Source organism: Streptomyces sp. NBC_01288 (genome assembly GCF_035982055.1).
In the GTDB taxonomy this organism is placed as follows: domain Bacteria; phylum Actinomycetota; class Actinomycetes; order Streptomycetales; family Streptomycetaceae; genus Streptomyces.
The window spans coordinates 81,822-106,942 of the sequence record NZ_CP108427.1 but is presented as its reverse complement, the minus strand read 5'-3'; the positions used below and the strand labels follow the sequence as shown (position 1 = coordinate 106,942).

Annotated in this window: 23 protein-coding genes and 4 pseudogenes; 12 read left to right on the top strand and 15 right to left on the bottom strand. The window is 68.5% G+C overall.

Going from position 1 to position 25,121, the window contains the following annotated elements:
- Positions 1–306 precede the first annotated feature (306 nt).
- Both OG194_RS00535 and OG194_RS00530 read right to left on the bottom strand, forming a co-directional pair.
- Complete coding sequence (locus tag OG194_RS00535; RefSeq protein ID WP_327398770.1) at positions 307–1,488, bottom strand: outer membrane protein assembly factor BamB family protein; 1,182 nt, start codon at positions 1,486–1,488, stop codon at positions 307–309.
- A 517-nt stretch (positions 1,489–2,005) separates the two neighbouring features.
- Positions 2,006–2,371: a VOC family protein gene (locus tag OG194_RS00530; protein ID WP_327398769.1), complete on the bottom strand. Its 366-nt coding sequence runs from the start codon at positions 2,369–2,371 to the stop codon at positions 2,006–2,008.
- Positions 2,372–2,463: 92 nt separating this feature from the next.
- Here OG194_RS00530 and OG194_RS00525 point away from each other — a divergent pair, with 92 nt between their 5' ends.
- The gene (locus tag OG194_RS00525; RefSeq protein WP_327398768.1) at positions 2,464–2,967 is read left to right on the top strand and encodes a helix-turn-helix transcriptional regulator; all 504 of its coding nucleotides are present in this window, start codon (positions 2,464–2,466) and stop codon (positions 2,965–2,967) included.
- On the opposite strand, the gene OG194_RS00520 is transcribed toward OG194_RS00525, so the two are convergent.
- Positions 2,962–3,969 (bottom strand): IS3 family transposase, encoded by a 1,008-nt coding sequence (locus OG194_RS00520; RefSeq protein WP_327398716.1) that lies wholly within the window; start codon positions 3,967–3,969, stop codon positions 2,962–2,964. The two genes, OG194_RS00525 and OG194_RS00520, sit on opposite strands and share 6 nt — an antisense overlap.
- A 17-nt stretch (positions 3,970–3,986) precedes the next feature.
- Positions 3,987–4,370, bottom strand: coding sequence for a hypothetical protein (locus tag OG194_RS00515; RefSeq protein ID WP_327398715.1), 384 nt, complete (start codon positions 4,368–4,370; stop codon positions 3,987–3,989).
- Positions 4,371–4,499: 129 nt separating this feature from the next.
- Between OG194_RS00515 and OG194_RS00510 the strand changes: the two genes are divergently transcribed.
- A complete protein-coding gene (locus OG194_RS00510) occupies positions 4,500–4,955 on the top strand; it encodes a helix-turn-helix transcriptional regulator (protein ID WP_327398767.1) in 456 nt (151 codons plus the stop codon).
- Positions 4,956–4,965: 10 nt separating this feature from the next.
- On the opposite strand, the gene OG194_RS00505 is transcribed toward OG194_RS00510, so the two are convergent.
- Positions 4,966–5,649: a ScbR family autoregulator-binding transcription factor gene (locus OG194_RS00505; protein WP_327398766.1), complete on the bottom strand. Its 684-nt coding sequence runs from the start codon at positions 5,647–5,649 to the stop codon at positions 4,966–4,968.
- A 1,969-nt stretch (positions 5,650–7,618) separates the two neighbouring features.
- Positions 7,619–7,801: a hypothetical protein gene (locus OG194_RS00500; protein WP_327398765.1), complete on the bottom strand. Its 183-nt coding sequence runs from the start codon at positions 7,799–7,801 to the stop codon at positions 7,619–7,621.
- Between the two features lie 781 nt (positions 7,802–8,582).
- Between OG194_RS00500 and OG194_RS00495 the strand changes: the two genes are divergently transcribed.
- The 3 genes and pseudogenes from OG194_RS00495 (at position 8,583) to OG194_RS00485 (ending at position 10,487) form a co-directional block, all read left to right on the top strand.
- Positions 8,583–9,503, top strand: coding sequence for a serine hydrolase (locus OG194_RS00495; protein WP_327398764.1), 921 nt, complete (start codon positions 8,583–8,585; stop codon positions 9,501–9,503).
- A gap of 344 nt (positions 9,504–9,847) precedes the next feature.
- Positions 9,848–10,063 (top strand): annotated as a pseudogene (locus tag OG194_RS00490) (inositol monophosphatase family protein); the annotation flags it as partial.
- Between the two features lie 217 nt (positions 10,064–10,280).
- A complete protein-coding gene (locus OG194_RS00485; protein WP_327407428.1) occupies positions 10,281–10,487 on the top strand; it encodes a hypothetical protein in 207 nt (68 codons plus the stop codon).
- 431 nt (positions 10,488–10,918) lie between these two features.
- On the opposite strand, the gene OG194_RS00480 is transcribed toward OG194_RS00485, so the two are convergent.
- Positions 10,919–11,125 carry a hypothetical protein gene (locus tag OG194_RS00480; RefSeq protein WP_327398763.1) on the bottom strand — a complete coding sequence of 69 codons (207 nt, stop codon included), beginning with the start codon at positions 11,123–11,125 and terminating at the stop codon, positions 10,919–10,921.
- 421 nt (positions 11,126–11,546) lie between these two features.
- Between OG194_RS00480 and OG194_RS47570 the strand changes: the two genes are divergently transcribed.
- The gene (locus OG194_RS47570; RefSeq protein ID WP_442811472.1) at positions 11,547–11,840 is read left to right on the top strand and encodes an integrase core domain-containing protein; all 294 of its coding nucleotides are present in this window, start codon (positions 11,547–11,549) and stop codon (positions 11,838–11,840) included.
- A 214-nt stretch (positions 11,841–12,054) separates the two neighbouring features.
- Here the strand turns inward: OG194_RS47570 and OG194_RS00470 are convergent.
- The 7 genes and pseudogenes from OG194_RS00470 to OG194_RS00440 form a co-directional block, all read right to left on the bottom strand.
- Positions 12,055–12,192, bottom strand: a pseudogene (locus OG194_RS00470) (cysteine hydrolase); the annotation flags it as partial.
- Between the two features lie 90 nt (positions 12,193–12,282).
- Positions 12,283–13,112, bottom strand: a pseudogene (locus tag OG194_RS00465) (IS5 family transposase).
- Positions 13,113–13,199: 87 nt separating this feature from the next.
- Positions 13,200–14,711, bottom strand: a complete 1,512-nt coding sequence (locus OG194_RS00460) for a purine-cytosine permease family protein (protein ID WP_327398762.1) — start codon at positions 14,709–14,711, stop codon at positions 13,200–13,202.
- A 17-nt stretch (positions 14,712–14,728) separates the two neighbouring features.
- Positions 14,729–15,217, bottom strand: coding sequence for an RbsD/FucU family protein (locus OG194_RS00455; RefSeq protein WP_327398761.1), 489 nt, complete (start codon positions 15,215–15,217; stop codon positions 14,729–14,731).
- A complete protein-coding gene (locus OG194_RS00450; protein WP_327398760.1) occupies positions 15,210–17,972 on the bottom strand; it encodes a hypothetical protein in 2,763 nt (920 codons plus the stop codon). The genes OG194_RS00455 and OG194_RS00450 overlap by 8 nt, the downstream gene beginning before the upstream one ends.
- Positions 17,969–19,483: a purine-cytosine permease family protein gene (locus tag OG194_RS00445; RefSeq protein ID WP_327398759.1), complete on the bottom strand. Its 1,515-nt coding sequence runs from the start codon at positions 19,481–19,483 to the stop codon at positions 17,969–17,971. Before OG194_RS00445 ends, OG194_RS00450 begins: the two co-directional genes overlap by 4 nt.
- A gap of 253 nt (positions 19,484–19,736) precedes the next feature.
- A complete protein-coding gene (locus OG194_RS00440) occupies positions 19,737–20,723 on the bottom strand; it encodes a LacI family DNA-binding transcriptional regulator (RefSeq protein ID WP_327398758.1) in 987 nt (328 codons plus the stop codon).
- Between the two features lie 266 nt (positions 20,724–20,989).
- Here OG194_RS00440 and OG194_RS00435 point away from each other — a divergent pair, with 266 nt between their 5' ends.
- The 3 genes from OG194_RS00435 to OG194_RS00425 all read left to right on the top strand — a co-directional run bounded on the left by OG194_RS00435 (position 20,990) and on the right by OG194_RS00425 (position 22,455).
- Positions 20,990–21,169, top strand: coding sequence for a hypothetical protein (locus OG194_RS00435; RefSeq protein WP_327398757.1), 180 nt, complete (start codon positions 20,990–20,992; stop codon positions 21,167–21,169).
- Positions 21,162–21,887, top strand: a complete 726-nt coding sequence (locus tag OG194_RS00430; RefSeq protein WP_327398756.1) for a hypothetical protein — start codon at positions 21,162–21,164, stop codon at positions 21,885–21,887. The genes OG194_RS00435 and OG194_RS00430 overlap by 8 nt, the downstream gene beginning before the upstream one ends.
- A 133-nt stretch (positions 21,888–22,020) precedes the next feature.
- On the top strand, positions 22,021–22,455 hold the full coding sequence (locus tag OG194_RS00425) for a VOC family protein (protein WP_327398755.1): 435 nt from the start codon (positions 22,021–22,023) through the stop codon (positions 22,453–22,455).
- Between the two features lie 69 nt (positions 22,456–22,524).
- Here OG194_RS00425 and OG194_RS00420 read toward each other — a convergent pair.
- Positions 22,525–22,632, bottom strand: a pseudogene (locus OG194_RS00420) (IS5/IS1182 family transposase); the annotation flags it as partial.
- Between the two features lie 44 nt (positions 22,633–22,676).
- Between OG194_RS00420 and OG194_RS00415 the strand changes: the two are divergent.
- From OG194_RS00415 to OG194_RS00405, 3 genes are all read left to right on the top strand, one after another.
- Positions 22,677–22,964, top strand: coding sequence for a hypothetical protein (locus OG194_RS00415; RefSeq protein ID WP_442811772.1), 288 nt, complete (start codon positions 22,677–22,679; stop codon positions 22,962–22,964).
- On the top strand, positions 22,961–23,851 hold the full coding sequence (locus tag OG194_RS00410; RefSeq protein WP_327398753.1) for a serine peptidase: 891 nt from the start codon (positions 22,961–22,963) through the stop codon (positions 23,849–23,851). The genes OG194_RS00415 and OG194_RS00410 overlap by 4 nt, the downstream gene beginning before the upstream one ends.
- A 785-nt stretch (positions 23,852–24,636) precedes the next feature.
- A complete protein-coding gene (locus OG194_RS00405) occupies positions 24,637–25,080 on the top strand; it encodes an STAS domain-containing protein (RefSeq protein ID WP_327398752.1) in 444 nt (147 codons plus the stop codon).
- Positions 25,081–25,121: the final 41 nt, after the last annotated feature.

The following is a 25,121-nucleotide window of genomic DNA, read 5'->3' as shown; positions in this document are numbered from 1 at the left end:
TGCGGCTGCGTCTGAGACCGGTTGCGGGGACGGGCCCTTGCCCGCCTGGAGCCGTGTGCCGCCGGCGAAGAACGGATCGAGCCCGACCGCTCCGAGGCCCGGCTCACGCTGCTCGACACCGTCGGCCGGTTGTCCGGCTGGTGCCAGGACAACCGGCCGCAGATCTCGGCCGACACGTCTCCGTGCCGGAACCCCTGTCACGCGACTCCGAGGAGCGGGAAGCGGGAAGCGGGAACGACGGGGCCGACGGTGTGGTGGGTGCGCGGTGTCCGTTGTAGACCCTGGTGACAGCAGCCCGCGTCCCGGTCAGGCGCGGACGCCCAGCAGACGCCCGTTCTGGAGGCCGAAATACAGTACGCCGTCGGCCACCGCAGGCGTGGAGAAGACCGGGCTGCCGGTGTTCGCCTGCCATCGTTCCTCGCCCGAGGCCGCGTCCAGCGCCCATATACGGCTGTCGTTCGTGCCGACGTACAGCGTGCCGTCCGCCACCACCGGAGCCCACCGCACCCAGACACCGACCTTGCGACTCCACCGTCTCTCGCCGGACACCGCGTCGACAGCCCACAGATGTCCGTCGCCGGTGCCGAAGTAGACGAGGCCGTCGGCCACCGCCGGCGTGGACTTCACCCAGGTGCCGGCCGGGAGCTTCCACCGGACCTGCCCCGATGCCGCGTCCAGTGCCCAGAGGTGCCGGTCGGCGCTGCCGACGTAGAGGATGCCGTCGGCGACCACCGGCGAGGACCACAGTCCGCTCAGCGTCTTCAGCTGCCACCGCACCTGGCCGGAGCCGGTGTGCAGCGCCCACAGAACGCCGTCGTCGCTACCGACGTAGACCGAGTCGCCCACCACGGTCGGCGAGGAACGTACGCCCGTGCCGACACGGACCTGCCACCGGCTCTCCCCCGAGACTGCGTCGACCGCCCGGAAGAAGCCGTCGTTGCTGCCGAAGAGGACCATGCCATCGGCGATGACCGGTGTGGACCGCACCAGGCCGCCCGTCCTGACCCGCCACCGCTCCCGGCCCGAAACGGCGTCCACCGCCCACAGGCATTTGTCCCAACTGCCGATGTAGACCGTGCCGTCGGCGAAGGCGGGCGACGCGGCCACCACACCGCCGACCCTGCACTGCCAGCGTTCTTCGCCGGACAGGGCGTCGACAGCCCACAGGAGGTGGTTCCAACTGCCCACATAAATGGTGCCGTTGACCACGACCGGAGACGATTCCTTCACCGCTCCGCCGGTGTCCAACTGCCAGCGCACAGCACCGCGCTGCTCTCCTTCCTCCTGCTCGCCGTGTCCGTCGGCGCCGCCGGCGGACACGAGGACGTAAGGCTTGATGACGACCGGCAGATAGGCGAAGTAGCCGATCACCTCGATCGCGTTGAAAACCCCCAGGGGCACGAGGACCAGTGCCCACCACGGCGTGAGGTGGCCTATGAGGATGGCGATCAGTGCGGCGACGCAGCCGAGCCCTGAGCAACTGGCCACGAGAAGCTCAAGGGCTCCTTTGGCGCGAAGGCCTCGAAGTAGCATGGCCGACAACATATGATCACTCGGCCGCCGAATCGGTCAAGATTGCGGAAAACGTCAACACCCGGTGATCGGGCGGAACTTCGGTGCGGGGTGCTGCTGGATGGTCGTAGTCGCTGCCCTGATGCCGTCTCGTCCGCGCCAACTCTCCTGCGGTACGGGCCGACTTGACCCGTCCGTACGGTTCCGGTGCGGCCGATGGTCACGGCAGTCGGTTCATGAGCGCCGAGCGCTGAATGCGCGGCGCGGTCGAGCCTGGTTCCCGTCACTCGGAGGCCACGTCCTCGTCCGGTTGTGGCGATCACTCAACTGCTGTCAGAACCATGGCCGTTGGCAGTTCGGTCGCTGTCGGTGAGTACCGCTGCGGGTCTCGGGGCTGCTCGAATACGCGTGGGGCACTCGTCGTCCTTCCCTCCCGAAGTCGGACGACGGCGGACGCGACACCTGTCGTGCGCGCCTGCCGCATTGCCGCCTTTCAGCCCCGGGGTGCGACGCGGATACGGTTCCCGTCAGGATCGGCTGCGAGGAAGGTCAGCCCGAACCCCGCATCATGCGGCTCGCGCAGGATCGTCACCCCCTTGGAATTCCACTGCTCAAAGGTCGTGCTGAGTTCGTCGGGTCCACCGTCGAGGGCCAGGCAGACCTCGCTGGTGCGCGGGACGTCCGGTGACAGGTCCTCGAACTGGCCGGACCACAGACCGAGGTCAGCGCCTGGCCCGAGATCGAAGGTGATGTATCCCGAAGTCTCGAACGAGGGGTTCATGCCGAGGAGATCGCCGTAGAAACGAGCTGCGGCGGGAGCGTCGTTCACGTAGACGATGGACACGACGGATGTGGTCATGGTTGTTCCTTCTCGCAGGTGGTGGGTACGCATCCACCAGCCTGACCGGGATATGCGCCGCATCGTGTCGCAATTCCTGAAAAAATCGGTGGGTGACCCCAGACCGCTTCTTCTCCCTGATGCTGCTCCTGGAATCGAGGGATGCCGTGACCACACAGGAACTCGCCTCGGCGCTCGGGGTGTCCCTTCGAACCACCACCCGGGACCTGAACTGGCTCCGCGACGCCGGTCTGCCGGTGACCGCACACCGGGGCCGCCTCGGAGGCGTGACCATGCTGCCCGGGTCCGGGCTCGACCTCACGCGACTCACACCGGGCGAGCGTGATCATCTGTCGCTCACTGGGCTGGACGAGAAGCAACGTGCGGAGCTCGACGCATCGTTCGAAAGCCGGCGCGCGCTCTCCAAGATCGCCGCCGCACAGCCACGTCGAGTTCATGAGCTCCTGCCGCTCACCGACGTGGTGCACGTGGACAGCCGTCCCTGGCGTCAGGCACGAGCTTCCGGCACGACTCCGGCTTCACTGATCGGCGCGGTGCGGCGAGGCCGCCGGCTACCGGAAGATTTCAAGTCCAGTGAGACGGTCGTGACGCTATGAGGTTTGTGGTGCGGACTCTCTGCGTTTGGCCGGGTCGTTGATCCATGCCTGCTGAGGTATCCGGGGTGGTCGGGGGCGGCGGCCGAAGCGTTCGGGGTGGCAGGCGTAGGCCTCGGCGAGGGTGACGGCACGCTGGTCGCGGACCTCCTCGGCGGTGCCGAAATGCACGCTGGCCGGTGTGTGCCAGCCGATGCCCGAATGCCGGTGCTCGTGGTTGTAGTACGCGATGAACGCCTCGAACCACTCACGGGCATGGGCCAGCGAGTCGAACCGTTCGGGGTAGTCGGACATGTACTTCGTGGTCTTGAAGTGGGCCTCGCTGTAGGGGTTGTCGTTGGAGGTCTTCGGCCGCGAGTGCGACCGGGTGACGCCGAGGTCGATCAGCATCTGGGAGACCTTCTTGCTCGTCATCGAGGTGCCGCGGTCCGCGTGGACGGTCTCGGGCACGATGCCGTTGCGTGTGATGGTCTCGCGGATCAACTCCTCGGCCCGCAGCGCTGATTCGGCCCGCTCGACGGTGTGGCCGACGACGTAGCGGCTGAAGATGTCGATGATGACGTAGGCGTGATACCAGATGCCCTTGGCCGGTCCGGCCGCCTTGGTGATGTCCCAGGTGAACACCTGCGAGGGCCCGGTGGCGACCAGCTCGGGCACCGTCTTCGCCGGGTGGGTGGCCTGGCGGCGGCGCTCGCCGGACTGCCCCTTCTCGCGCAGGATCCGGTACATCGTGGAGACGGAACAGTGGTAACGCCCGGCATCCAGCTCGCGGGCCCAGATCTGCGCGGGCGGCATCTCGGCGTACTCGTCGCTGTTCATCATCTCCAGGACCGCCGCCCGCTCATCGGGTGTGAGGGATGAGGGCTGGACCTGCGGTTTTCTGGGTTTTCGCTCGGTCGGGGGCCGCAGCCGGCGGTAGTGGGTGGCCCGGGAGCGGCCGGTCAGCCGGCACGCGGCCGTGATGCCCAGTTCGCCCTGGACACCGGTGAACGCGTCGTCGAGCACCGGTTCGGCGGCAGCGTTCAGTCCGCGCTCTCGGAGATCATTTCCAAGAGCGCGGAAGCTTTTCCCATGACTTCCAACGCGGCCTTGTTCCGGGCCAGTTCCTTCTCCAGCCGTTCTACCTGGCGGCGCAGTTTCTCGTTCTCCGCCTCGGCGGCAGGCTTCTTCGGCCTCGCCGGACTGGTGCGCTGGTCGACCAGCTTCTCCAGGGCCCCGGCATCCCGCGCGGCCCGCCATTCCTTGACGTGCGAGTGGTACAGGCGCTCGCGGCGCAGGACTGCGCCCTTCTCGTTCTTCGGGGCGGCGTCGTACTCGGCCACGATCCGCAGCTTGTACTCGGGGCTGAAAGTGCGGCGCTTCGGCCGGGGCGCCGGGTCGGATCCGGCGGGCGTGGTGCTGGTCATGAGGGGGTGGTTCTCCTGTCGTGCCCTCTCAGGCTAACCCGACAAAGCGGGATGTCTCACCCAAGGCTGACAGAGAGGGTACGGATCGAGTACGACAGCCCACGCGAGTCATGCTCACGCGACCTGGTCGTGGATCCCTACGGGCTGTTCGCCAAGGCCGGCATCTGGTATCTCGTCGCCGACTGTGCGCAAGTGCCACGGATGTACCGACTCGAACGGATCACGACGTGGAAAGAAGTCGACCGGCCACGACGGATCCGCGAGAGCCAGACCCTGGCCACCGTCGCCGCAGCGCTCATGGATCAGTGGGAGCACGACCACGCGATAGAGGTCTCCGCCACCATCGACCAGACCCAGATCGAGCGAGCGCAACGGATCTTCGGCCTACGACTCGTCCCGGACGACCATGAGGAATCCGCCACCGGCCGCAAGGTGACGATCCGCTTCCTGCATCTGGAGGACGTGCGAGCCCTGCTGCCGTTCGGGAGCGCCATCACCGTGCACGGCCCCACCGAGGCCAGGGCTCACCTCCGCGACCTCGCCACCGATCTTGCCCACCACTATGCGCCGTCACCAACGTCCTGACCCGCAACAGTTAGTTGTCGGATGCCTCTGTCGTCGCCTCGTCCGGTGCTGCGGCTGTCGCGGTTTCGGTGTGAACGGCGTGGCCGCGTTGGGGGGTGAGGTCGAGGGAAGCGAGGACCGAGGAGTGGACGATCGAGGGGAGGGTGTGGCGGAGGAGGGCGGAAACGCTGGTGGGGAGGTTCTGGTAGTTGGTGGTCGCCTGTGACATGGCTTGGACACCGGCGAAGGCGCCGACAAGCACCTCAGCGGTCTCGGCGGGGTTGACGTGGGGGAGGAGTTCGCCTTGTTCCTGGGCCTTGTCGAGGAGTTCGTTGGTGACGGCGTTCCAGTGCTGGAAGGGACCGGTGCGGTCGAGGCCGTCGGCGCGTTGGTCGAGGGTGAGACGGACGCCGGCCCGGACGAGGGGGTCGGTCTGGAGGCGGTAGGCGCGGAGCATGGTGGTGTCGATGAGCTCCTGGATCTTGCAGGGGCGGTCGGGGACGACGAGTGACTGATCCTGTCCGGCGAGGACGCCCAGGGCGAGTTGTTCTTTTGAACGGAAATGGAAGTAGAGGGCGCCTTTGGTCACGTTGGCGGTGGTGAGGATCTCGCTGATGGTGGCTGCTTGGTAGCCGCGTTCCTCGAAGACGGTGGCTGCGGCCATGAGGATGGTGTGGCGGGTGCGAATGGCCCGGTCCTGTTTGGGCTCTGGCATGTTCGGGCCCCTTTCATCACGGGTCGGGTGCCCGTCCGTCCGTTAAAAATACCGTCCAGTTCGTATAGTCTACGGCGCCGTAGTCGTCGTCGATCCGTTCCGCCGTATCGGTTGCCGGGCCGGGTGGGGGAGTGGAGTGGTGGTGGGGATCGGTCGGGTGTGGCGGGTACGTCGGGTGTGGGGTGCTGCTTGCGTCGGGTGGGTCAGGCGTGGCCAATTACGGTGATGTGCCCTCGGGTTCGCGGACATGCCGTGTGAGGCTGCGAGCTTGCCGTCAAGGGCGGCATTGACCAGTTCGTCGGACGCTCGGCGGGCCCGACCCGACCAGAGCCGGCCCGGCCCGGCCGACGGCGAAGGTGAATCTTTCGGAGGAGACCGGGGGCGGTCGCTGCCCACGCCGATCGTCTCGCAGGCACCTCGGCGTGGGTGGGTTATACGTCTGGGGGACTCGGCACCGTGGACGGCGTCATTCCTTCGAGTCGGTGGATGGGTGCAGGGTCCGGCTCGCGGGGGAGGGGTAGGGCACGCAGAACCGCGCTTCACGAACTCGATGCGGCCGAGCCGGGCGGCCTCGCAGCTGACAGTGGGTCACACGCAGTCGGCTACCGGACTCGCAGCCCGAACTTGGTGGCCGGGTAGGTACTCCATCTTGATCAACCTGGGCAGTGTGCCGCGAGATCACTTGGCCCGAGAGCTCCGGTCCGTGGCCGTTGGCGGTCTTTGCCGACTGCCACCACATCACCGCTGGAGCGCGTCAGTATGGCGAGACCGTTCTCCGCCACGCGGGGTATTCCGGGGCGCTCGACTCCCGCGGTTCGGTCCCGTCGTCGTGGTGAGGGCCGTGGCAGGCTCGCGCGCTCCGATTCCTGTGGGGTGAGATTCCGGCGTCGTGGCGGCTTCCGGGATGGCCGGAGTGGCCGAGTCTGTGTGCCTGTTGGTGGCGGAGTGCCCGCCGAGTATTGACAGACCGTCCGTGCTGTTTCGGGGTCGTTTGTTGCTGCTTCTTGTGGGCGGCTCGTCGTATCCGGTGGTGGTGGTTGGGTGGGGGCGATGAGGTGGTGGGGTGAGTTTGTAGAAGGTGACGGTCAGGTCACTGGTAGTTGCACTGGTGTCCGGAACTGCCCGAGGGGTGGTCCGTCCGGTGCCGGACGTGCCGTCATCGACGGTATCCGGGTGGTCGGGGTCGGGGTCGGGGTCGGGGAGACGATGGAGTGGCCGAGGGCTGCGAGGGCGGTGATCCGCCGCTGCCGGTGACGCGCCAGCGGCAGCAGGTGCGGGTTCCGGTGCGGGCGCGGTTCGCGGACGGACCTGTTCCGTCGTCCGTCCGGGTGCGTCGGCGGAGGCGTGCCGCCCGGCGTGATGCTGCAGCGGGCGTGAGTCGGAGCTGTCGGAAGACATCTCAGGACCTCCTGGATGGTTGTGGGTCCCATGAGGCACAGACCGTGAGAGCGCGGGGAAACGGCCCGGTCATTGCACGCCATGCGCTGCTGCAGCCGGCGCAGCACTTCCGGTGAGCTCCCTGATGAACGCCAGTTCGGCGCTCTGGCCTTGATGTTGCGGATGGGGAGGGGGCTACGGGGGGTATGGGGGTGGCGGGGGACTGGGAGTGCCGTGTGGGTACCGGGCACGTCGGACCGTCCGGGATGTCGGCGCCGGCCCGCAGCCCCCGTTCCCCAACCGGTCGGCTGTGCGGGACTGCCGGTGCCGGTGCCGGTGCCGGTGCTGGCGCCGGTGGTGCCGGTCGTGGATGGTGGTTGTTGCCCGGCTGCCGGGCAGGTGTGTTCGTTGGCCGTGGTGTTGATCTGTTGGTATGGCGTGACGGAACTGTGGCGGTGTCTTGTGGGGGTGCCTCGTGCACTGGTGTGGGACGTCGCGTTGCACCGGCTGCGGCTGCGGCTGCGGCCGGTGACGTGGATTGGGTCGGCCTGTAGGTCCTTTGCCGCTGTTCCTGGCCGGCTGCGGCATTTTCTCACCGGTTGCTGTCCAGACCCGGATGGTCCTGGATGAAGGGCACTTCTGGGTGGGGGAGGGCGGTGTCCGTGCTGAGGTCCGACGTGGCGGTGTTGGCGGCGGTCGTCGTCTTCTTCCGGCCGTGCCGCCGGTCCCGGGCCCGGCGGCACGGCCGGAAGAACGAACTGCTGACCGTGCTCATTCAGCGGCCCGCCCGAGGCCCGCCTCAGGTCCTGTGGTGGCGGTGGTCGGTGGCCGGGGGCGACTTTCTCAAGGCTGGCGGCGTCTGTTCCGGCCCGGGAGCTGTTCCTCGCGTCCTTCAACGGTCCGGCCGGGTGGTGCTGTCGGCGGTCTGTCCCACGGTGTGGTCGACGTGCGACGTGCTGCCTGGACGTCGTCGGGGCGATGAACACGCCGGAGGCCAGGACGAGGCGAGCGCAGGGGACTGTGCTGGACCTGGCCTTGAGGGAGTTCCTGTGGGTGTTGCAGTTGGTTCTGTCCTTGTTCGTCGAGTGCTCGAACCTCGCGTGCCTGTAGCCGGTGCGGCTTCCGGTCTGGACGGGACGCTGCCAGGGCTGCCGGCGCGTCGTGGACGGACAGTGCGGCGGTTGTGCGGGCGGCCGGGGGGGCGGAAACGCACGGCGCTGCCACGCTGCGGAGGACACGAACAGCCTGTGTTCTCCGCAGCGTGACGCGTCAGCTCCGGCGGCCGGTCCTTCCGCGCCCCTACCCACCCGCAGAGACGGCAGGTTTCGCCGGGCATCGTCCGCGGTGGCGGCGGCCGGTGTACCGGGGTGTCTCGACGGGCTCTCCCCGTCTACGGCGTGGGCGAGCATGCCGATTCTGGGCGGTCCGGGAGTTGTGGGTGTCCTCACACATCGCGGTGTCAGGGCCTTTTCGTGGCACCGGTCACGTCGGGGAACCGTCGCCTCGTCTACGTTCGCAGGTCTGTGTCGCTCCTGCCCCCGAACTGCCGAGGCCCCATGTCGTACCGCCCGAATTCCCGACCGGCCGTCCCGAGTGCGCGCACGCCCGGCCAACGCGACAGGCGTGCCGGCCTGTGCGCGGCGCTCCTCACCGGTTCCCTGGCCACCCTCGCCGCGATCGCCGCGGCCGGTCCGGCCGCGGCAGCCGTCACCGGGACACCGGTGCCCTCCGGAGCCGACGCCGCGCGGGCAACCGCGCAGGCGAGCGGAGAGAGCGAGGCGCGTGTGACGAGCGCCGTGCTGGACCTGGACCACCCCGCCGGCAAGCCGCGGGTGCGCGGGAAGGACGTCCCCTACGACACGGCCAGCATCATCAAGGTCGACGTCCTCGCGGCGCTGCTCCTCCGGGCGCAGGACGCCGGGCGCGGCCTCACCGGGCAGGAGCGTACGCGGGCCGAGGCGATGATCGAGCGCAGCGACAACGACGCGGCGAGCGCCCTCTGGCGGGAGATCGGCCTGGCGCCCGGCCTGGAGGCGGTCAACAAGCGCCTGGGCCTGTCTGCGACCGTGGGTGGGGCCGGCGGCACGTGGGGTCTGACGCGCACCACGGTGAGCGACCAGATCCGCCTGCTGCGCGCGGTGTTCACCGACGACACGACCTCGTCCGCGACCGGGTCCGTACTGACCACGACGTCCCGGAACTACATCCGTACGCTGATGACCCGCATCGCCGCCGGACAGTCGTGGGGCGTCTCGGCGGCCTCCGACTCCGGCGCCGGATGGGCACTCAAGAACGGCTGGCTACAGCGCAGCACCACCGGCCTGTGGGACATCAACAGCGTCGGACGGGTCACCTCGGGAACACACCACTACCTCGTCGCGGTCCTCTCCGACGGCAACACGTCGATGACGGGCGGCATCGCGGCGGTCGAACACGCGGCCCGCACCGCAGTCACCTCGGCGCGGGCCGCCGACTGATGGCGGAACACGACAGCGCGTCCGGCAGGGCGCGGATCGTCGGACAGGCCATCCACCGGATGTTCACCGAGCCGGCCGCAAGCGCGGCCCCCCGGCCCTCCAGGAACCAGCCGGTTGTCCTGGTGTTTGTAAGCACCTCATTGGGCTCCACGGCACGGGCCAGAAGCGGCTCCACAGCGTAAGAAGTTGATCTGGCCCCACTCGGTGCTCAGAGAGCCGTGAAAGGCTCGGCGGATGGACTACGTGTGCGATGCCCCTCCCGTTGACCAGGAGCTTCTTGACTTCGCTGTTCGGACTGGCACAGCCGTCTCAAGGAGGACGGCACCGAGGTCACCGAGATCGACGTGGCTGTCGAGGAGCTCACCCGGGATGGGTTGAGCCGGAGGGTCCCGGATGACGGGGTTTTCGGAGAGGAGGGAGGTGTGACCAGCGGGTTATCGGGGCGGCGTTGGATCATCGATCCGATCAACGGCACGAAGTACTTCACGCACCGGGTGCCGTTGTTCTCGAACGACCTCGCCTACGAGGACGAGCACGGGCCGGCTATCGGCGTGATCAACATGCCCATGAGTCGGCAGATGATTGCGGCGGGTCGCGGTCTGGGCTGCTGGGTGCTGTCTGGCCTGGAGCCTGACTTGCAGTCGGGCCGTCGTGCCCGGGTCACGGAGCGGGCCGGGCTGGGAGGGGCGAGGACGCTTGATGTACAGTCCGGCCGGGTGGCCGGAGGAACTCCTTGGTGCTCTTCATCGCCGGGTCCTCCTGGTGCCCTCGACAGGCATGGTTGTGGCCCTGGTGACGGGCCGGGCCGATGCCGGTGTCATCGCCGCTCCGCCGATGGGCTACGAGGACGTTGCTCCGATGCCGGTCATCGTCACGGAGGCGGGCGGCCGGGTGACAGACCTGAGTAGGGTGTCCGTGCTGGAAGGCGACATGTCGGTGCTGGTCACCAACGGTCGTCTACGCGAGGGTTTTTGGAGCTGGTGAAGGGATTGCCTCGCAGTCGCGACTTTCGGGCTCTCGACGAGGGTGAGTAGTACGGCGGGCCGCGTACGGCAGTGCAACGCGGCCATCGCGCGCAAGGTCGCCACCGATGCGGCCGAGGTACGGCAGTAGACCCCCGCTGGCGGCGCAGTTGAACCTGGCCGCGTACCGGCTGGCTCCCACGGCCGACATCCGTGCTCAGCTCATGAACACCTTCGCGTCGCCGTACACGAGCCGCCTCACCGGCCACACAGTCGTACAGCTGTTGAGCCTTCCGCATGCTGCTCTTCATCGCGCGCATCGGGTCATGGGGCCGGGCGCGGGAAATACGAGATCCGTATGACCGTGAGCCACGGCCGTAAGAGCCGGGCGAGAAAGACGAGCCACGCCCGGGGCACCGCATACGCCGCTGCCAACGCCGGCACCCTCCACCATCACGACAGCGGCCACTCCGTCACGGATCTCCAACCGTCCGCCCCCAGCCGCTGGGGAGTTGCGGGCGCGCCGGACATGCGGACCGCGTCCGCGCAGATCGGCGCGTGCATCGTTGGGTGCGCGCCGTGCTGGGCGTCCCTGGCGGCCAGGTTCCTCGACGACGAGGACCCGATCGCGCTCGCGGTGACCGCCGGGGCCGTCTGCAACCTCCGAGTGATGCAAGAGCCCAACGCGGACCGTCCCGCCGCCTGCCCCTGCGGACCATCTACCTCCTCGTCCAGCACGCGCGTCTGCACACAGGCGATGCACAGCTGCTGGCAAACGCCGTCGAGAGAATGTCCCGCGAGGACCGCGCAGCGCTCCTGAAGGCCGCACTGGAGCTGTGGACGCACTACGGGCCCAAGCGCCTCGACCTGGTGGTGCGCGGCCAGGAAGGCCTGGCGGATCTCACCGTTGTCCGTGCCCGGCCGCGGCGGACCCAGGCGCTGAAGTCACGCCCACCCAGTCGTACGGACCGCTGCTCCCGGCCAAGGCATCGGCCGGCCCGTCCCGCATACCGGCCGTACACGCCCTCATGCAGTTCACCGACCGCCGTTGACCACATCCCGTACGGAGACCCGGATCCACATGAGCGAGAGCACCAAGACCCTTGAGTGTCGGCGACGGGTGAATCGTGAGGCCTTCTGTGACAGGCTCCCCTACGTGCGCGACTACACCTCCGAGCGGAAGCACAGGGCCGCGCTCGCGGACTTCCTCAACTACTACAACCACGAGCGACCGCACACCGCGCTCGGAGGCTGGCCACCTGTCAGCCGGGCCACCGGCAGCGACTACCGCATCGAGTTCGAGCGGCCTCCGGAGCCGATCAACACCGCCCCGCAACAGCTGACGTTCGATGACGTCGTGGAATCAACCTGCTGAGCTACCACGACTGTTGTGTCTCATCACGTTGGTACCAGGGAGCCGAGATCGGCAAAGTCGCGGCCCGTATCAGGAAGGACAACGAAGACTCCGGACCCGGGAGGGTCCTCCACAGATGCGCTACGCAGGCGAGCCGCCCACTCAGCGGTGGGCCACTGTGTGGCGTTGTCCCAGCTGATCCCTGTGAGGTCGACCGCAGTAAGGCTCACGGTAGGGTGACGCGCTCCCCGAGGACCGGCAGCAGTCGGCGTACTCCCTCGGCCGCTTCGTCGAAGCGAGGCGTCGACCAGGGGCTGTCGGGCTCGGCGAACACGCGCTGCATGTCGATGACGGCCAGCAGCCCGCGCGGCACAGCGTCCGGCCGGGCGTGCGGTGCGGCCTGCGGCCGGGCCTCCCCTGTGCTGTCGCTTGCCCGGCCGGGCCTAGGAGTTGTCTTCAAATGTCACGCCCACATCAGGAGCGATGCGAGGGTGACGGCTGCCTGGTAGGACTCGGCGGTCTTGTCGTAGCGGGTAGCGATGCCGCGCCACTGCTTCAAGCGGTTGAAGCACCGTTCCACGACGTTGCGTCGCTTGTAGAGCTGCTTGTCGAAGACCGGCGGGCGCCCGCCTCGGCTGCCGCGCCGGAGCCGGTTGCGGACCTGGTCGGACCGCTCGGGAATGGTGTGACCGATGCCCCGCCGCCTGAGCCACGTGCGGATGGCCCGGGAGCTGTAGCCCTTGTCGCCCAGCACATGGGCGGGCCGTGTGCGGGGCCGTCCCGGGCCGATGCGGGGCACCCGGATGGTTTCCATCATGGCGGTGAACTGGGTGCAGTCGTTGGTGTTGCCGCCCGTGAGGGTGAAGGCGAGCGGGCGGCCCACGCTGTCGCAGGCCAGGTGGATTTTGCTGGTCAGGCCGCCTCGGGAGCGTCCGAGGCCGGGACTGCGGGCCCCCTTTTTCGGGCCCCGGCGGCGTGCTGGTGGGCGCGGACGACGGTGGAGTCGACCGACACCAGCCAGTCAATGTCCCCGGCCGCGTCGGCGTGCGCCTGGGCGGCCCGGAGCATGCGCTCGAAGGTGCCGTCCAGCGCCCACCGGCGAAAGCGGGTGTGCAGGGTGGCCCACGGGCCGTACCGCTCGGGCACGTCCCGCCAGGCCGTCCCGGTACGGAACTTCCACACGATCCCGTTCAGCACCCTGCGGTCGTCCAGCCGCTTCCGGCCCCGCAGCGACACCGGCAGCAGCGGCCCGACGAACTCCCACTCGGCATCGGACAGTTCATGGCGACGTATCACCCCACCATGATCCACCACTCAAGATCTTTTGAAGACACGGCCTAGCGCCGTCGTTCGGCCTAACCCTCTGTACGTCACCGTTGTTCATCCGCTCACCACCGCCTCCGTAGCCACCGGGCTCGCCGCCCGAAGTTCCTGCGCCCTGACCCGCCCGCGGCCGAGGGCCAGCGTGCTGAGGAAGCCGAGTACGAGGGCCACCAGCACGCCCAGGTTTGCGTACGCCCACGAGCCCGACTTCCCGCCGAGGCCGAGCGGCCCGAGCAGATAGCCCTGCCACTCCAGCCAGCTCGCCGCAGCGTTGGTGACCAGTCCCCAGCCGATCCCGGTCGCGGCCAGGGTGAGCAGCAGGGGCCGCAGCGGAACATCGCCGTACCGCCCGTCGCTACGGAACAGGTCGGCCTCGTCGTAGTCCCGGCGGCGCAGCGCCAGGTCGGCCAGCATGATCCCGCACCAGGCGGCGACTGGGACGCCCAGCGTGGTGAGGAAGCCGATGAACTGGCCGAGGAAGTCGTCGGTGAAGAACACGATGTAGACCGAACCGGCGATCATCAGGACGCCGTCGACGAGCGCGGCCACGTACCGCGGCACGCGCAGCCCCGCGGCGAGCAGCGCCAGGCCGGAGGAGTAGATGTCGAGGACCGCGCCTCCGACCATGCCGAGCACGGCGACCACGGCGAAGGGGACCAGGAACCACTGCGGCAGGATCGTGGTCAGCGCGCCGATGGGGTCGAGGCCGATGGCCTTGCTGAGGTCGCCGGAGGAGGCCGCGAGGAGCAGGCCGAACACCAGCAGGAGCAGGGGCGCCACCGAACCGCCGAAGGTAGTCCAGCCGATGACCCCCCGGCTGGTGGAGTCGCGCGGCAGGTAACGGGAGTAGTCCGCGGCGGCGTTGACCCAGCCGAGGCCGAAGCCGGTCATCATGAAGACCAGGGCGCCGATGAACTCCTGCGCGGAGCCGGCCGGCACGGCGCTGACGGTGTGCCAGTGGATGTGGTCGGCCACCAGCGCGATGTAGACGATCGTGAGGACGCCGGTGACGACCGTGATCACCGTCTGCAGGCGCATGATCAGGTCGAAGCCCATCACCCCGCCGATCACGGTCAGCGCGCTGACCAGGAGCAGGGCAACCACCTTGATCCCACTGCCGCCGCCCCAGCCGAGCCGGTCGAAGACGGTGGCAGTGGCCATGGTGGCGAGGGAGACGAGCACGATCTCCCAGCCGACGGTGAGCACCCACGAGATCGCCGAGGGCAGCCGGTTGCCGCGGATGCCGTACGCGGCGCGGCTGAGCACCATCGTCGGCGCGGACGCACGCTTGCCTCCGACCGCGATGAATCCGCAGAGCAGGAAGGACAGCACGATGCCGAGCGATCCGGCCACCAGCGCCTGCCAGAAGGAGATGCCGAAGCCGAGCGCGAAAGCGCCGTAACTCAGGCCCAGAACACCGACGTTGGCCCCGAACCAGGGCCAGAACAGCGTGCGTGGCGTGCCCTTGCGCTCGGCGTCCCCGATCACGTCGAGGCCGTGCACCTCCACCTGGAGCTGCTGTCTGCCGGGGGTGCCGCCGTCGGTCCCGCTGCCGGGAGATTCCGTCATCGTCGACCTGCCTTTCTTTAGGGCCTGTACGGAGTCGTGGTCGATGGGCTGGTAGAACTCTCGGATGGGCGGACCGGCTCCGGCAGTACACCCTTGGCGGCCAGGAAGCAGCCGTACGGCCGTGTCTCGCCGGTCTTGACGACCGCGAACGCGCCCTTCGTCCGGGAGTAGAAGGCATGGCGTTCGATCGGCTCCACATCGAGAGAGCGATCGGCGGACCGCGAGGCGGCACGGATGAACTCGGCCTGCACATCGGGAATCGTGTCCGGGTCTCCGACGATCTCCATCCGTGCGAGCGGTGACGGCACGAAGGTGTCGAGGGGCAGCAAGCTGAAGATGGCCTCGCCGGTTTCGACGACGCCCGCTGCGGCCAGGTCGATGACGCGATCGCTCAGCGAGTGCGCCGGGAAGTTGCGGTCGACGATCGCGATCGTGTCGCCGTGCCCCATCGCGGCGAGGGCGTGGAGCAGGTCTGGGGTGAGGAGCGGGTTGAGTCCCTTAAGCATGGTGGCTCTCTGAGTCGTCGTTCGTCATGGCGGATTCGGTATCGGCGTCGGCGAGGACCGGCGGTGCGAGCAGGCCGCACGGCTCTGGGCCTGCTCGTAGGCCGGTGCCGGCGTAGTAGTGGTTTGCCGCCGGGGGAGCCACGCGTACGCGCAGTTCGCAGGGCTCGGCGCCGGGCGATGGCAGGCCGGGCAGGATGAACCGGTACGGGGGCCAGCCGGCGGCTGCGACGCTCATGCCGTCGACGAGAACCTCCACCGCGCCGGCGACGGCCGGCAGTTCGAGGTGGCGCGGCATCCCGCTCGCGGGAATCTCGCGTACGTAGTCCGCGATGCCGGCGAAGGTGTCCAGGCCCTGCTGTTCCCAGCCTGCGGTCACGGCGATGGGGCGGCTGGTGCCCGCGCTTGTGTGAGCCTCCTGAGGGAGTTCGAGTTGCCAGCCCGAATCGAGCACGGTGGCGGTCGTCAGCGAGGGCCCTTCGCAACGCGACGGGACGTGCAACGGTCCGCTCACCCCGGTGCTGGGCGCGCCCGCAGCCGCGTGCAGGCGGAGCAGGCGTACCTCCTGGTCGGCGAGGGCGATCGTCAGCGTGGACGAGGCGGTGCCGATCGTCTGCCGCTGTCCGGTGGCCGGCTCCCAGTCCTCGACGATCCAGTCTCCGGGCGGGAGGCCGACCGTCGCCTGGGTACCCGTTCCGGCGGTCGCGAACAGCGCGACGCGCAGCGCCCCGAGGCCGTCCGTGCCCGCGCGGACGCGCAGTGCGGAATCCGTCGGAACCGAATCCGAAGGCGCCCGCACCGACAACTCCTGTGCCGGTGCCGGGAAGAGGCCGGACAGCTCGGCGGCAGCGGGGACCGTGTCGAGGCTCGTGGTCGATGCGCCGAGGCGTGCCCAGTCCCTGCTCGCCGTCTGCGGCCCGTACTCGTAGACCTCCGGCTTCGGCCCGCTTGCCACCACTGGTACGCCTGCGGCGAGCAGGTCGCGCAGTGCGTCCATCGTCCTGCTCGACCGCAGTGTGGTCGTCGCGGGCAGGACGAGGGCGCGGAAACTCCGGTCGCCGATGTGCAGGGCGCCGTCCTTGGCTTCCGCGGCGGCGAGGTCACGCTCGTCGATGAGCAGGAAGGGAACGCCCGCCGAGGACAACCCGGCCGCCCACTGGCCCAGTTCACGGGCCTGCCGTGCGCACTGCCCTTCCGACCACACCGTACGGAGCGGGTAGAGGACCGCGACATCGGTACGCGGACGTACGGGTTCGAGGAACTCGCTCACCCGCGCGCTCTCCTGTGCGAAGCGGGCGTGATGGCCGGTGAACCACGGCTCGAAGTTGATGCCCGGCGGGAAGTCGAACCGGGGGTTGGCGAGGGACTCGTGGTCGTGGCCGTGCCCATGGGTCTGATAGAAGCCGTGGAAGATCATCTGCCGCATGCCGCGCAGATGATGCGTCATCGCGGTGGCCCGCAGCTCCCTCAGACTCAGACCCCAGTGCCCCGACCACGGCGTGCCGCCCGGTGGCGGGGTGAGGAAGTACTGCTCGACCAGTGTTCCGCTGCGCCCGTGGTGGCGGGCCACCGAGTCGCCGAAAACCGGGCTGAGTTGGTCGACGGCGTCCTGCGCGTCCACCGCGGTCAGGTCGCGGTAGCCGTCGACGCCGAAGTGGTCGAGGCCGAAGTTGACCCGCAGGTCCCAGTTCGAGAAGGCGGTGTCGAGGTTCCAGCCACCGACGTGTCCGAGCACTTCGTGCCCGGACACGAGCAGCCCGTGACCGCGGCACCAGTCCCGGACGCGTCCGAGGAACGTCTCCTGTGCGTGCCGGCTGAAGTGGTCGTAGAAACGGGTGCGCAGGCTGCGCGCCTCGGTGTCGGCGCCGCCGAGCAAGGCGGTCAGGGCGCGCGGCAGGTCATCGGCGAGTTCCTTGCGCAATGCGTCGCCGAGGCTGTGGTGGTACGGGATCGCCGATCGCTGCTGACCGGTTTGCTCCGCCCAGTCGTAGAAGACGGCGTGCGGCTGGTCGAAGAACAGATAGGCGACGGTCGAGCCGAAGTGGTCGCCGAGGGCCCGGGCGAACGGTTCGTAGCCGGCCGCGATGAAACGGTCGACGGCGACGGGATCCATCGGATTGACCAGACGCGACGTCGCACAGCGGGCGGACACGAACACCACGACCTCGGCATCGGCCGGCGCCGTGTCCTCCAGCGTGACCCGGCAGCCCTGTGCCCGCCCGTCCACCTGGACGCTCGCGGCGTCGCGCTCGACGCCGCCGGCCACCACGTACTCGCAACGCCAGTCCGTCCAGGCGACGTTGCCGCCCTCGTAGTGCCACTCCATCGCCGCCCGGCCGAGGGACTGCGTCGCCGAGCGGATGCCGCTCACCTCGCCCGCGCGGGAGCCCGGCGCGAGCCGGATCCAGAACAGATGACGTTCACGCAGCTCGTCATGGCCGCTGACCGCTCGGCCGGCCGCGTGGCCGCTCTGCCAGTTGTAGTCGTCGTAGAGCCCGACAACCATGCCGAGCCCACTCGCCGTATCGACCGCGAGCCGGCACGCCGCGAGAAAGTCCTCGTCCAGATATCCCTCGCGCGGGTACGACAGGCGGGCCTGGATCTGGAAGCTGTGGATGCCCGCCTCGTACATCTCGTGCACCTGACGCCGGATCAGTGCCGGGTCGGGCGGCTCGTGCCAGAACCAGTACGCGGCCGGCCGGTGCCAGGCGTCCGGGTCGGCGAACGTGCCCTGCCCGCGTGCCGTCGCGCCGGTCAACGCTCCACCGCCGCGGGCTTCTTGGCACGGTCGTCGGCTGACGCACGTGAATAGTCGGGCCGCGGATCGAGCCCCAGCGCGTATGTGAGCACGGCGTAGAGCGCCGCCGCGATCACCATCGCGATGACGACGCCGAGACTGCTGGCGCCGAACACTCCGTCGCGGCCCGCCTTCGTGAGCAGGAAGCCGGTCACCTTCGCGAAGTTGGGGTCGGCACTGGTGACGAGGCCGAGCCCGACGACGGTCCCGACGCCGAGGCTGACCAGGGCCGTCCAGCGGCCGTTGCGCCCGCCGTATCCGGCCGGCAGTGCCATGTCCGTGTTCCACCCCATCCGGTGCTGGCGTACGAAGTCGACCAGCTGGATGCCGCCCATCGTCCCCATCATCACGGCGATCAGCGACAGGAACGACTGGAACGTGTCCAGGAACGAGTTCGAGATGAACAGCAGGTAGAACGCGCCCAGAGCGATGACCACCGCGTTGAACGAGGTCGTCGCCGAGCGGCGCAGGGGGACACCGACGGCCATCAGTGCGAGCCCGGAGCTGTAGATGCCGGTGATGGCGGCGGAGACGAGGGAGACGACGATGACGACGGAGAAGGGGACGAAGAACCACATGGGCAGCAGATCGGTGAGCGCGCCGATCGGATCGGCCGCGGCGGCAGCTCCGAGCTCGGGGTCGCTGCCGACCAGCAGGGCGCCGACGATCAGCAGCAGCACGACGGGCAGGCTGAGTCCGGCGGCGGTCCAGCCGACGACACCGCGCGCCGGGGTGTCCGGCCGCAGGTAACGGGCGAAATCCCCGCCGTAGTTGAGAAACCCGAGGCCGACCATCGTCATCGCCATGACGACGCCGCCGATGAAGACGAACGGTCCGCCCGCGGGCGAGTCACCGAGATGGGACCAGTGGACCTCGGGGAGTACGAACCCGAGGAACGCGAGGGTCATGACGCCCGTGACCCACGAGACCCACACCTCGATCCGCATGATGAACTCGTGTCCCAGCACGGACACGGTCATCGTGACGGCCAGAACGAGGACGAACCAGATCACGATGGTGAAGGTCGAGCTCGACCCGTGGGAGTCGGCGAAGACGCCCGGCCACAGCTTCCCGAAGAGGTTCGCGCCCGTGGTCGAGGCGAGCGTGATGATGGTGATCTTCCAGCCCATGTTGGAGAGATAGGCGAAGAACGCCGGTATGCGGTTGCCCTGGATACCGAAGGCGAACCTCGTCTGTACCAGGGTCGGAAGGCCGGTGCGCGGACCGCCGACGGCGAGTACGCCGACCATCGTGCAGGAGATCGCGTACCCGAGGGATCCGGCCACGATGGTCTGCCAGACGTTCAGGCCCAGGCCGAAGACGTAGATCCCGTAGCTGACCCCCAGGATCGAGACGTTCCAGGCGAACCAGACCGCGAAGAGCCCGCTCGGTTTGCCCCGGCGCTCGTCGAGCGGAACGGGATTGACACCGTTCGTCTCGATCGCGCTGCCCTTCTTCTCATCGACGCTCATACCGCGGACTCCTTCGTCTGCATATCGCTCTCCTGTGAACGCCAGGCGTGATCGAGCTGGTCAGCCGGCATGGGGGCGTCGATCCCGGTCGCGGTGAGATCGACGCCTGTCGGGCCGCGGTGATCTCCGAATCCGTGCGCGGGTCGCGGTCCTCGGCGAGACAGGCGGCGAGGACGCCGAGGCCAGTACCGCACGTGCGGGACGACCGCGGGCCGGAGGTCTCTGTTGACACTCCCCACGGCCCGCACGGAGTTCATGACGCCGCCTTCGTCGTGCCGCGCTGGACGAGACGGGTGCCGAGCAGGACCGTCCGTACCGTGTGATCGCCGGACATCTGCCGGTCGAGCTCCGCCACGGCGCGCGAACCCAGCTCCCCGATCTCCTGGGCGACGGTCGTCAGGGCGGGACGGACGAGCGCCCCCAGCGCGATGTTGTCGTAGCCGACGACGCTGAGGTCCTCCGGCACCCGCATGCCCCGGGCGAACACGGCGTTCATGGCACCGATGGCGGCGATGTCGTTCGCCGTCGTGACGGCCGTCGGCGGCTCGGGCCCGTCAAGCAGCCGGCCCACGGCGTTGGCTCCGCAGTCCGCGGTGAAACCGCCCTCGACGATGGTCGGTTCGAGGCCGGCCTTGCGCATCTCGCTCTCGTATCCGCAGACACGCAGCGCGGTGACATCGAGCTCGGACGGGCCGCTGATGTGGGCGATCTGGGTGTGCCCGAGCGCCAGCAGGTGGCGCACCGCGATTGCGGCGCCTTCGACATGGTCCGTGACGACCGTCGAGATGTCGGTGATCGACTCCGCCCGGTCGACGACAACCAGCGGTTGCGTCCCGGCCGCCTCCCGCAGCAGCGCGGCGGAGTCGAACGGATTGCCCACGACGATGAAGCCGTCGACCCCGCGCGCACGCAGCAACCGGAGATCCTCCCGCGCCGACTCCGCCTCTGGCGATGCGGCAAGCAGGATGGTCTGCCCGCGTTCCTTCGCCGCGCTCTCCGCACCGGCCATGAGCTCCGGGAAGAACGGGTTCGTGATGTCCGGAACGATCAGCCCGAGGGAGTGGGAACGGCCCGAGGAGAGGCTGCGAGCTATTTCGTTCGGCTGGAACTGCAGCCGATCCGCGATGGTACGCACCCGCTCCACCGTCGCCGCTGAGACCCGGCCCCTGCCGGTGAGCGCACGCGACGCCGTCGCCACGGACACACCGGCCTCAGCCGCGATGTCACGGATGTTCACCACGTGGGATGCACTCCTCCAGAGGTTGCGTAACCGGTTGCGCAGCAAGGTAGGCGCATTCGGGGAATGTGCGCAACCGGTTACGCAGCACCAATTTCCGCAGTGGCCGTTCCGGGTCCGATCGAGACTCTGGAGCGCGCGATGAAGGCGTCGGTGATCCAAGAGCGGCTGGTCCAGGAACACAGGCTTACCGGCAACTACGAGCCCGTGGAGCGTTACCTTCATGAAGCTCGCCCCAGGGCTGCCGAGGAACTCGGCATGACAGCAACGTGCTGTCCACCGAACTCGCCACCTGGATCAGAGGCCACTGGGGCATCGAGAACCTCCTGCACCACGTCCAGGGCTGCACGTTCCGCGAGGACGACTCCAAGGTCCGCAGCGGCACCCTGCCCGCGCCATCACCCTCGCCAGGCACCGCTCACCGACGCCCTACTGTCCAACGTGGCTGACGCCCTGGTGGGACTTGCCGCTCACCATGAACTTCTCTACACCCAAGAGCTGCAGACGCCGCTGCAGGATCTGGCAGAGGCATTGGGCCGGGAATCCCAAACCAGGCGTGACCTCGCGTTGTTGCTGCTCACCCGCGCCGGCGCAGAGCAATTCCTCGCGCTGCACATTGGCCGGGTCAGCCCCGGCTTGCTTCCCCAGGCCGACGCCCTGCATTGGATGGAGCGCTGGGGCCTGCTGTCTGCTGTCCACGAGCAAGTCTCCCGCCTGGCGGTCGCATTCCCACCGCCCGAGGACCCCACCGTCCTGGAACGGGCCCTTGCCGCGCGAGATACTCATCCGACTCTGCGCGCTGCTACGGCATTCTGGGACAGCCCGCCGGAGGAGGCACCGTGGGAGCGAGAGCATCGCGAACTCCAAGAGGCCGAACGCCGAGCGAACACCTACGACGAAACCGCTCTGCGCGCGGCGCTCGACGCTGTCCTCACCAGTGGGCCGGATCAGGTACGAAGCGCGTGGGCGCGAGTTGTCAGCGAGCTTCACCACACGCTGGACGGCTCCCCGACCAAATGGGAAGGCGCATGGCTCGCCGCAGTGACCGAGGCCCCGTCGCGGCCGTCGGCTGGTACTCAACTGGACAGCCTCCTCTCGCGGGCCGCCCTCCATGTGCTGCAGACGGTTCCGCCGTTGAGCGCCGAGAAGCCAAAGGTTGTCCCGTAACTGATCTTTGGCACGAGAGTGGTTGGCCAGGATTGGATTCTGGGTCCCGCCCTTTGGGAGGCACCGACCTCGGTTCGCCCCTTCGACCGTACGACACGGCAGCGGATGGCATGGCCCCTGTTATCGTGCGCCGATGTCCATGATCAAGCAGTTCCAAGTGACCTTCGACTGCGCGGAACCTGCGCGTCTCGCCGGCTTCTGGTGCGAGGTGCTGGGGTACGTCGTACCTCCGATCCCGTCTGGGTTCGCCACTTGGGAGCACTACCATCGGTCACTGCCGCCTGAGGATCAGGTGATCTACTTCGCGTGTAGTGATCCCTCGGGTGTGGGCCCGCGCCTGCTCTTCCAGCGTGTTCCCGAAGGGAAGGTCGTCAAGAACCGGCTGCACCTTGACGTGCGGGCCGGTATCGGGCTCGTGGGTGAGGAGCGCCTGGCCACGCTTGAAGCGGAATGCGCACGGCTGGTCGCGCTTGGCGCGGGACATGTGCGAACGATGCGTGCCGACGGCGAGAACGAGTCCTGCATTGTGATGCAGGACATTGAGGGCAACGAGTTCTGTCTCGACTGAGAATCCTCCGAGTCGGCGAGGTGGGGAGCCGTCTTCCTGGGACCTCGCTGGTCTCGTATGCCGCGGGAGTTATCCCGCGAGAGCGAGGTTGTGCAGTCGGGCGATGCCGAGCACGGCGTGGTGGACGCCATCGCCCTTGAGGCGGCAGTCGCGGAGAATCTTCCAGGGAGTTGGACGGCCGCCCCCACGCTGTCACCGCCAGCTACGACACGTTGGCGCGGGTGTGGGACCTGACGACCGGAGACCAGACCCGCCAGCTCACCGGCCACACCGGCAAGGTCACTTCGGTGGCGGCGGCCGGGCTGGACGGTCGCCCCCACGCCGTCACCGTCAGCGACGACGGGTCGGTGCGGCTGTGGGACCTCACCACTGGGTCCTGTCTCACCACTTATCACCTTCCTGACGTACCGACAGCCGCAACCGTCACCCTCGACGGCACCGTCGTTGTCGGTGTCGGCCACGACGTGGTCGTCCTCAGCCTCGCCCCCCTCCTCCGGCGGCTGCGATGACCACCCCCGCCCAGGCCCCCCTTCGAATCGTCGCCGTACACGGCGTGGGCAACAGCTTCGGCTCCAAGGTGTCCGGCACCCGCGTCGAAGAGTTGCGCACACTCAAGGCCGGCGCCTGGACACGGCAGCTGACCAGCGGTCTCGGTGTCGCCCCGGACCGGCTCGATCTGGACTTCGCGTACTACGCGGACAAGCTCGTCACCGGTCCGGTAGCCCAGGGGACAGGGAACCCCGACCTCCTGGACGACCCACTGGCACAGGAGATGCTCACGGCATGGGCGCGGGAGTTGGGGGTTCCCGAGGAGGTGTCGCAGGGCCACGCCACGGTGGCCCTGCGGGGACTGGCGTCCTGGGTGGCCCGCAGGTTCGACCTCGCCGAAGGCCCCCTGCGCGTCTTCATCCGGCTGCTGTTCCGCGAGGTGGCCGCCTACCTGCGAGCCGAGGACGCCCCGCAACGCATAGCGGCGCGCGACGAAGTGGCCCTGCGGATCGCCCAGCACGGACCGCGCATCGTCATCGCGCACTCACTGGGCTCCGTCGTCGCCTACGAAGCCCTGCACGCCCACCCGGAACTGCAACCCGAACTGTTCCTCATCCTGGGCTCTCCCCTGGCACTGCCCCGCGCCGTCTTCGAACGCCTCATCCCCGCACCGCAGGGCGCCGGCCAGGAACGGCGGGGAACACGCACGCCCGGCAGAACGCGCTGGGTCAACATCGCCGACTCCGGTGACCCCGTAGCCATCCCGCCCCGACTAGGTCGATTCTTCGACGGGATCACCCTGGACCACACCACCGTCATCAACGCCCTGTTCGGCTTCTACCACGCCGAGAATTACCTGCGATCCGCGACCGCCGCCGCCACCATCGCCCCCTACCTCGAACGATGACCCGACGCAGGAGATCTGTTGGCCACGTATCACGTCGAAAGTCCCTGAGCGCTAGCGACCTGGACACAGGGGACAAGGTCGTGAGACAGAATGCCGCGGCCCCTAGATGAGACAGCCGGGAATGCCCAGGTCGTCACACCTGAAGGGGACATTCCTGATGCGCGCCTACGATCAGCCTGTTCGTCGGTCTGTTGGAGTGCGGTGGGCCCTGCGCCGGAGAGCGGGGCCGACGTATTCGACCAGGGCCTGGTCCTCGATGAACTGACAGGCGAGCAAGTCCTGGACTGGCGTACTCGTGCCGCCAGCGACCACCAGGTCGTGTTCGACCACATCGACCGGTACGGCGACACTCGGCTCAGAGGCTGTCGGCTTCGCGGACGTGCAGCGCCCTGTCGCGCCTGGGGCGCCTGAACATCGGCTGCACCACCTGGGCGGTTGTGAGTGGCGGCGTTGGCCTCCCAGACGGTCGACGTACTCACGCAGTCGTACCCAGCGGGGGCAGACTCGGCAGCAGCTCGGCGTGCTGGCCGCCCCGAGGGTCGACCGGCTGGTGGCGGACAGGCTCGCCCCAACAATCGACCCGTTCCGCCCGGAACAGAACGCGGCCCGAACCGGACTGGTCCATCGCCCCGGCGCAAGTCCCGTTCACCCGAACGGATGACCTTTCGGGCTCTGATCGTTTTTGCATCTCCCGCTGCTTCTACGGTGGTTGAGCGTTGCCCGAGCCCCCGGTGACGGTCCCATGACCTACTCCCGAATTCTGGGGATCGCGATGAGGAACCGCCATGGGCATCGACAACGGGCACCCGGATTTCGCCCCGTACGGCACCGACTCGCTGCCGGAACACTTTCCGCCACCGGGCCGGCACGCGCGAAGCCGCCTCGACCGGGGTGTCGTCGTGGTCGAGTTCTGCGGGGTCATCGACCTGAGCAACATCCCTGAGATCCGGGCCTATACCGACGCCGTGACCGCCCGGCACGGTGTCCGTCTGATCGTGGACCTGCGACCGGTGGAATTCCTCGACTGTTCCACCCTCGGTGTGCTCTGCCGGATCCGGCGCAGGCTCCTCGAACGCGATGGGCACCTCGCCCTGGTCTGCGTCCGTTCCTGGCACCTGGGGATCCTCAAGGCCGCAGGGCTCCACACGCTCTTCGAGCCTCTCGCCACGCTGGAAGACGCCTGGAATCACGGAGGGGCAACCCGCCGACAGCCTTCACGGGGCGGATGATTCCGCGCGATGCGGACGAGTCACCTCACGATCGCCGCCCG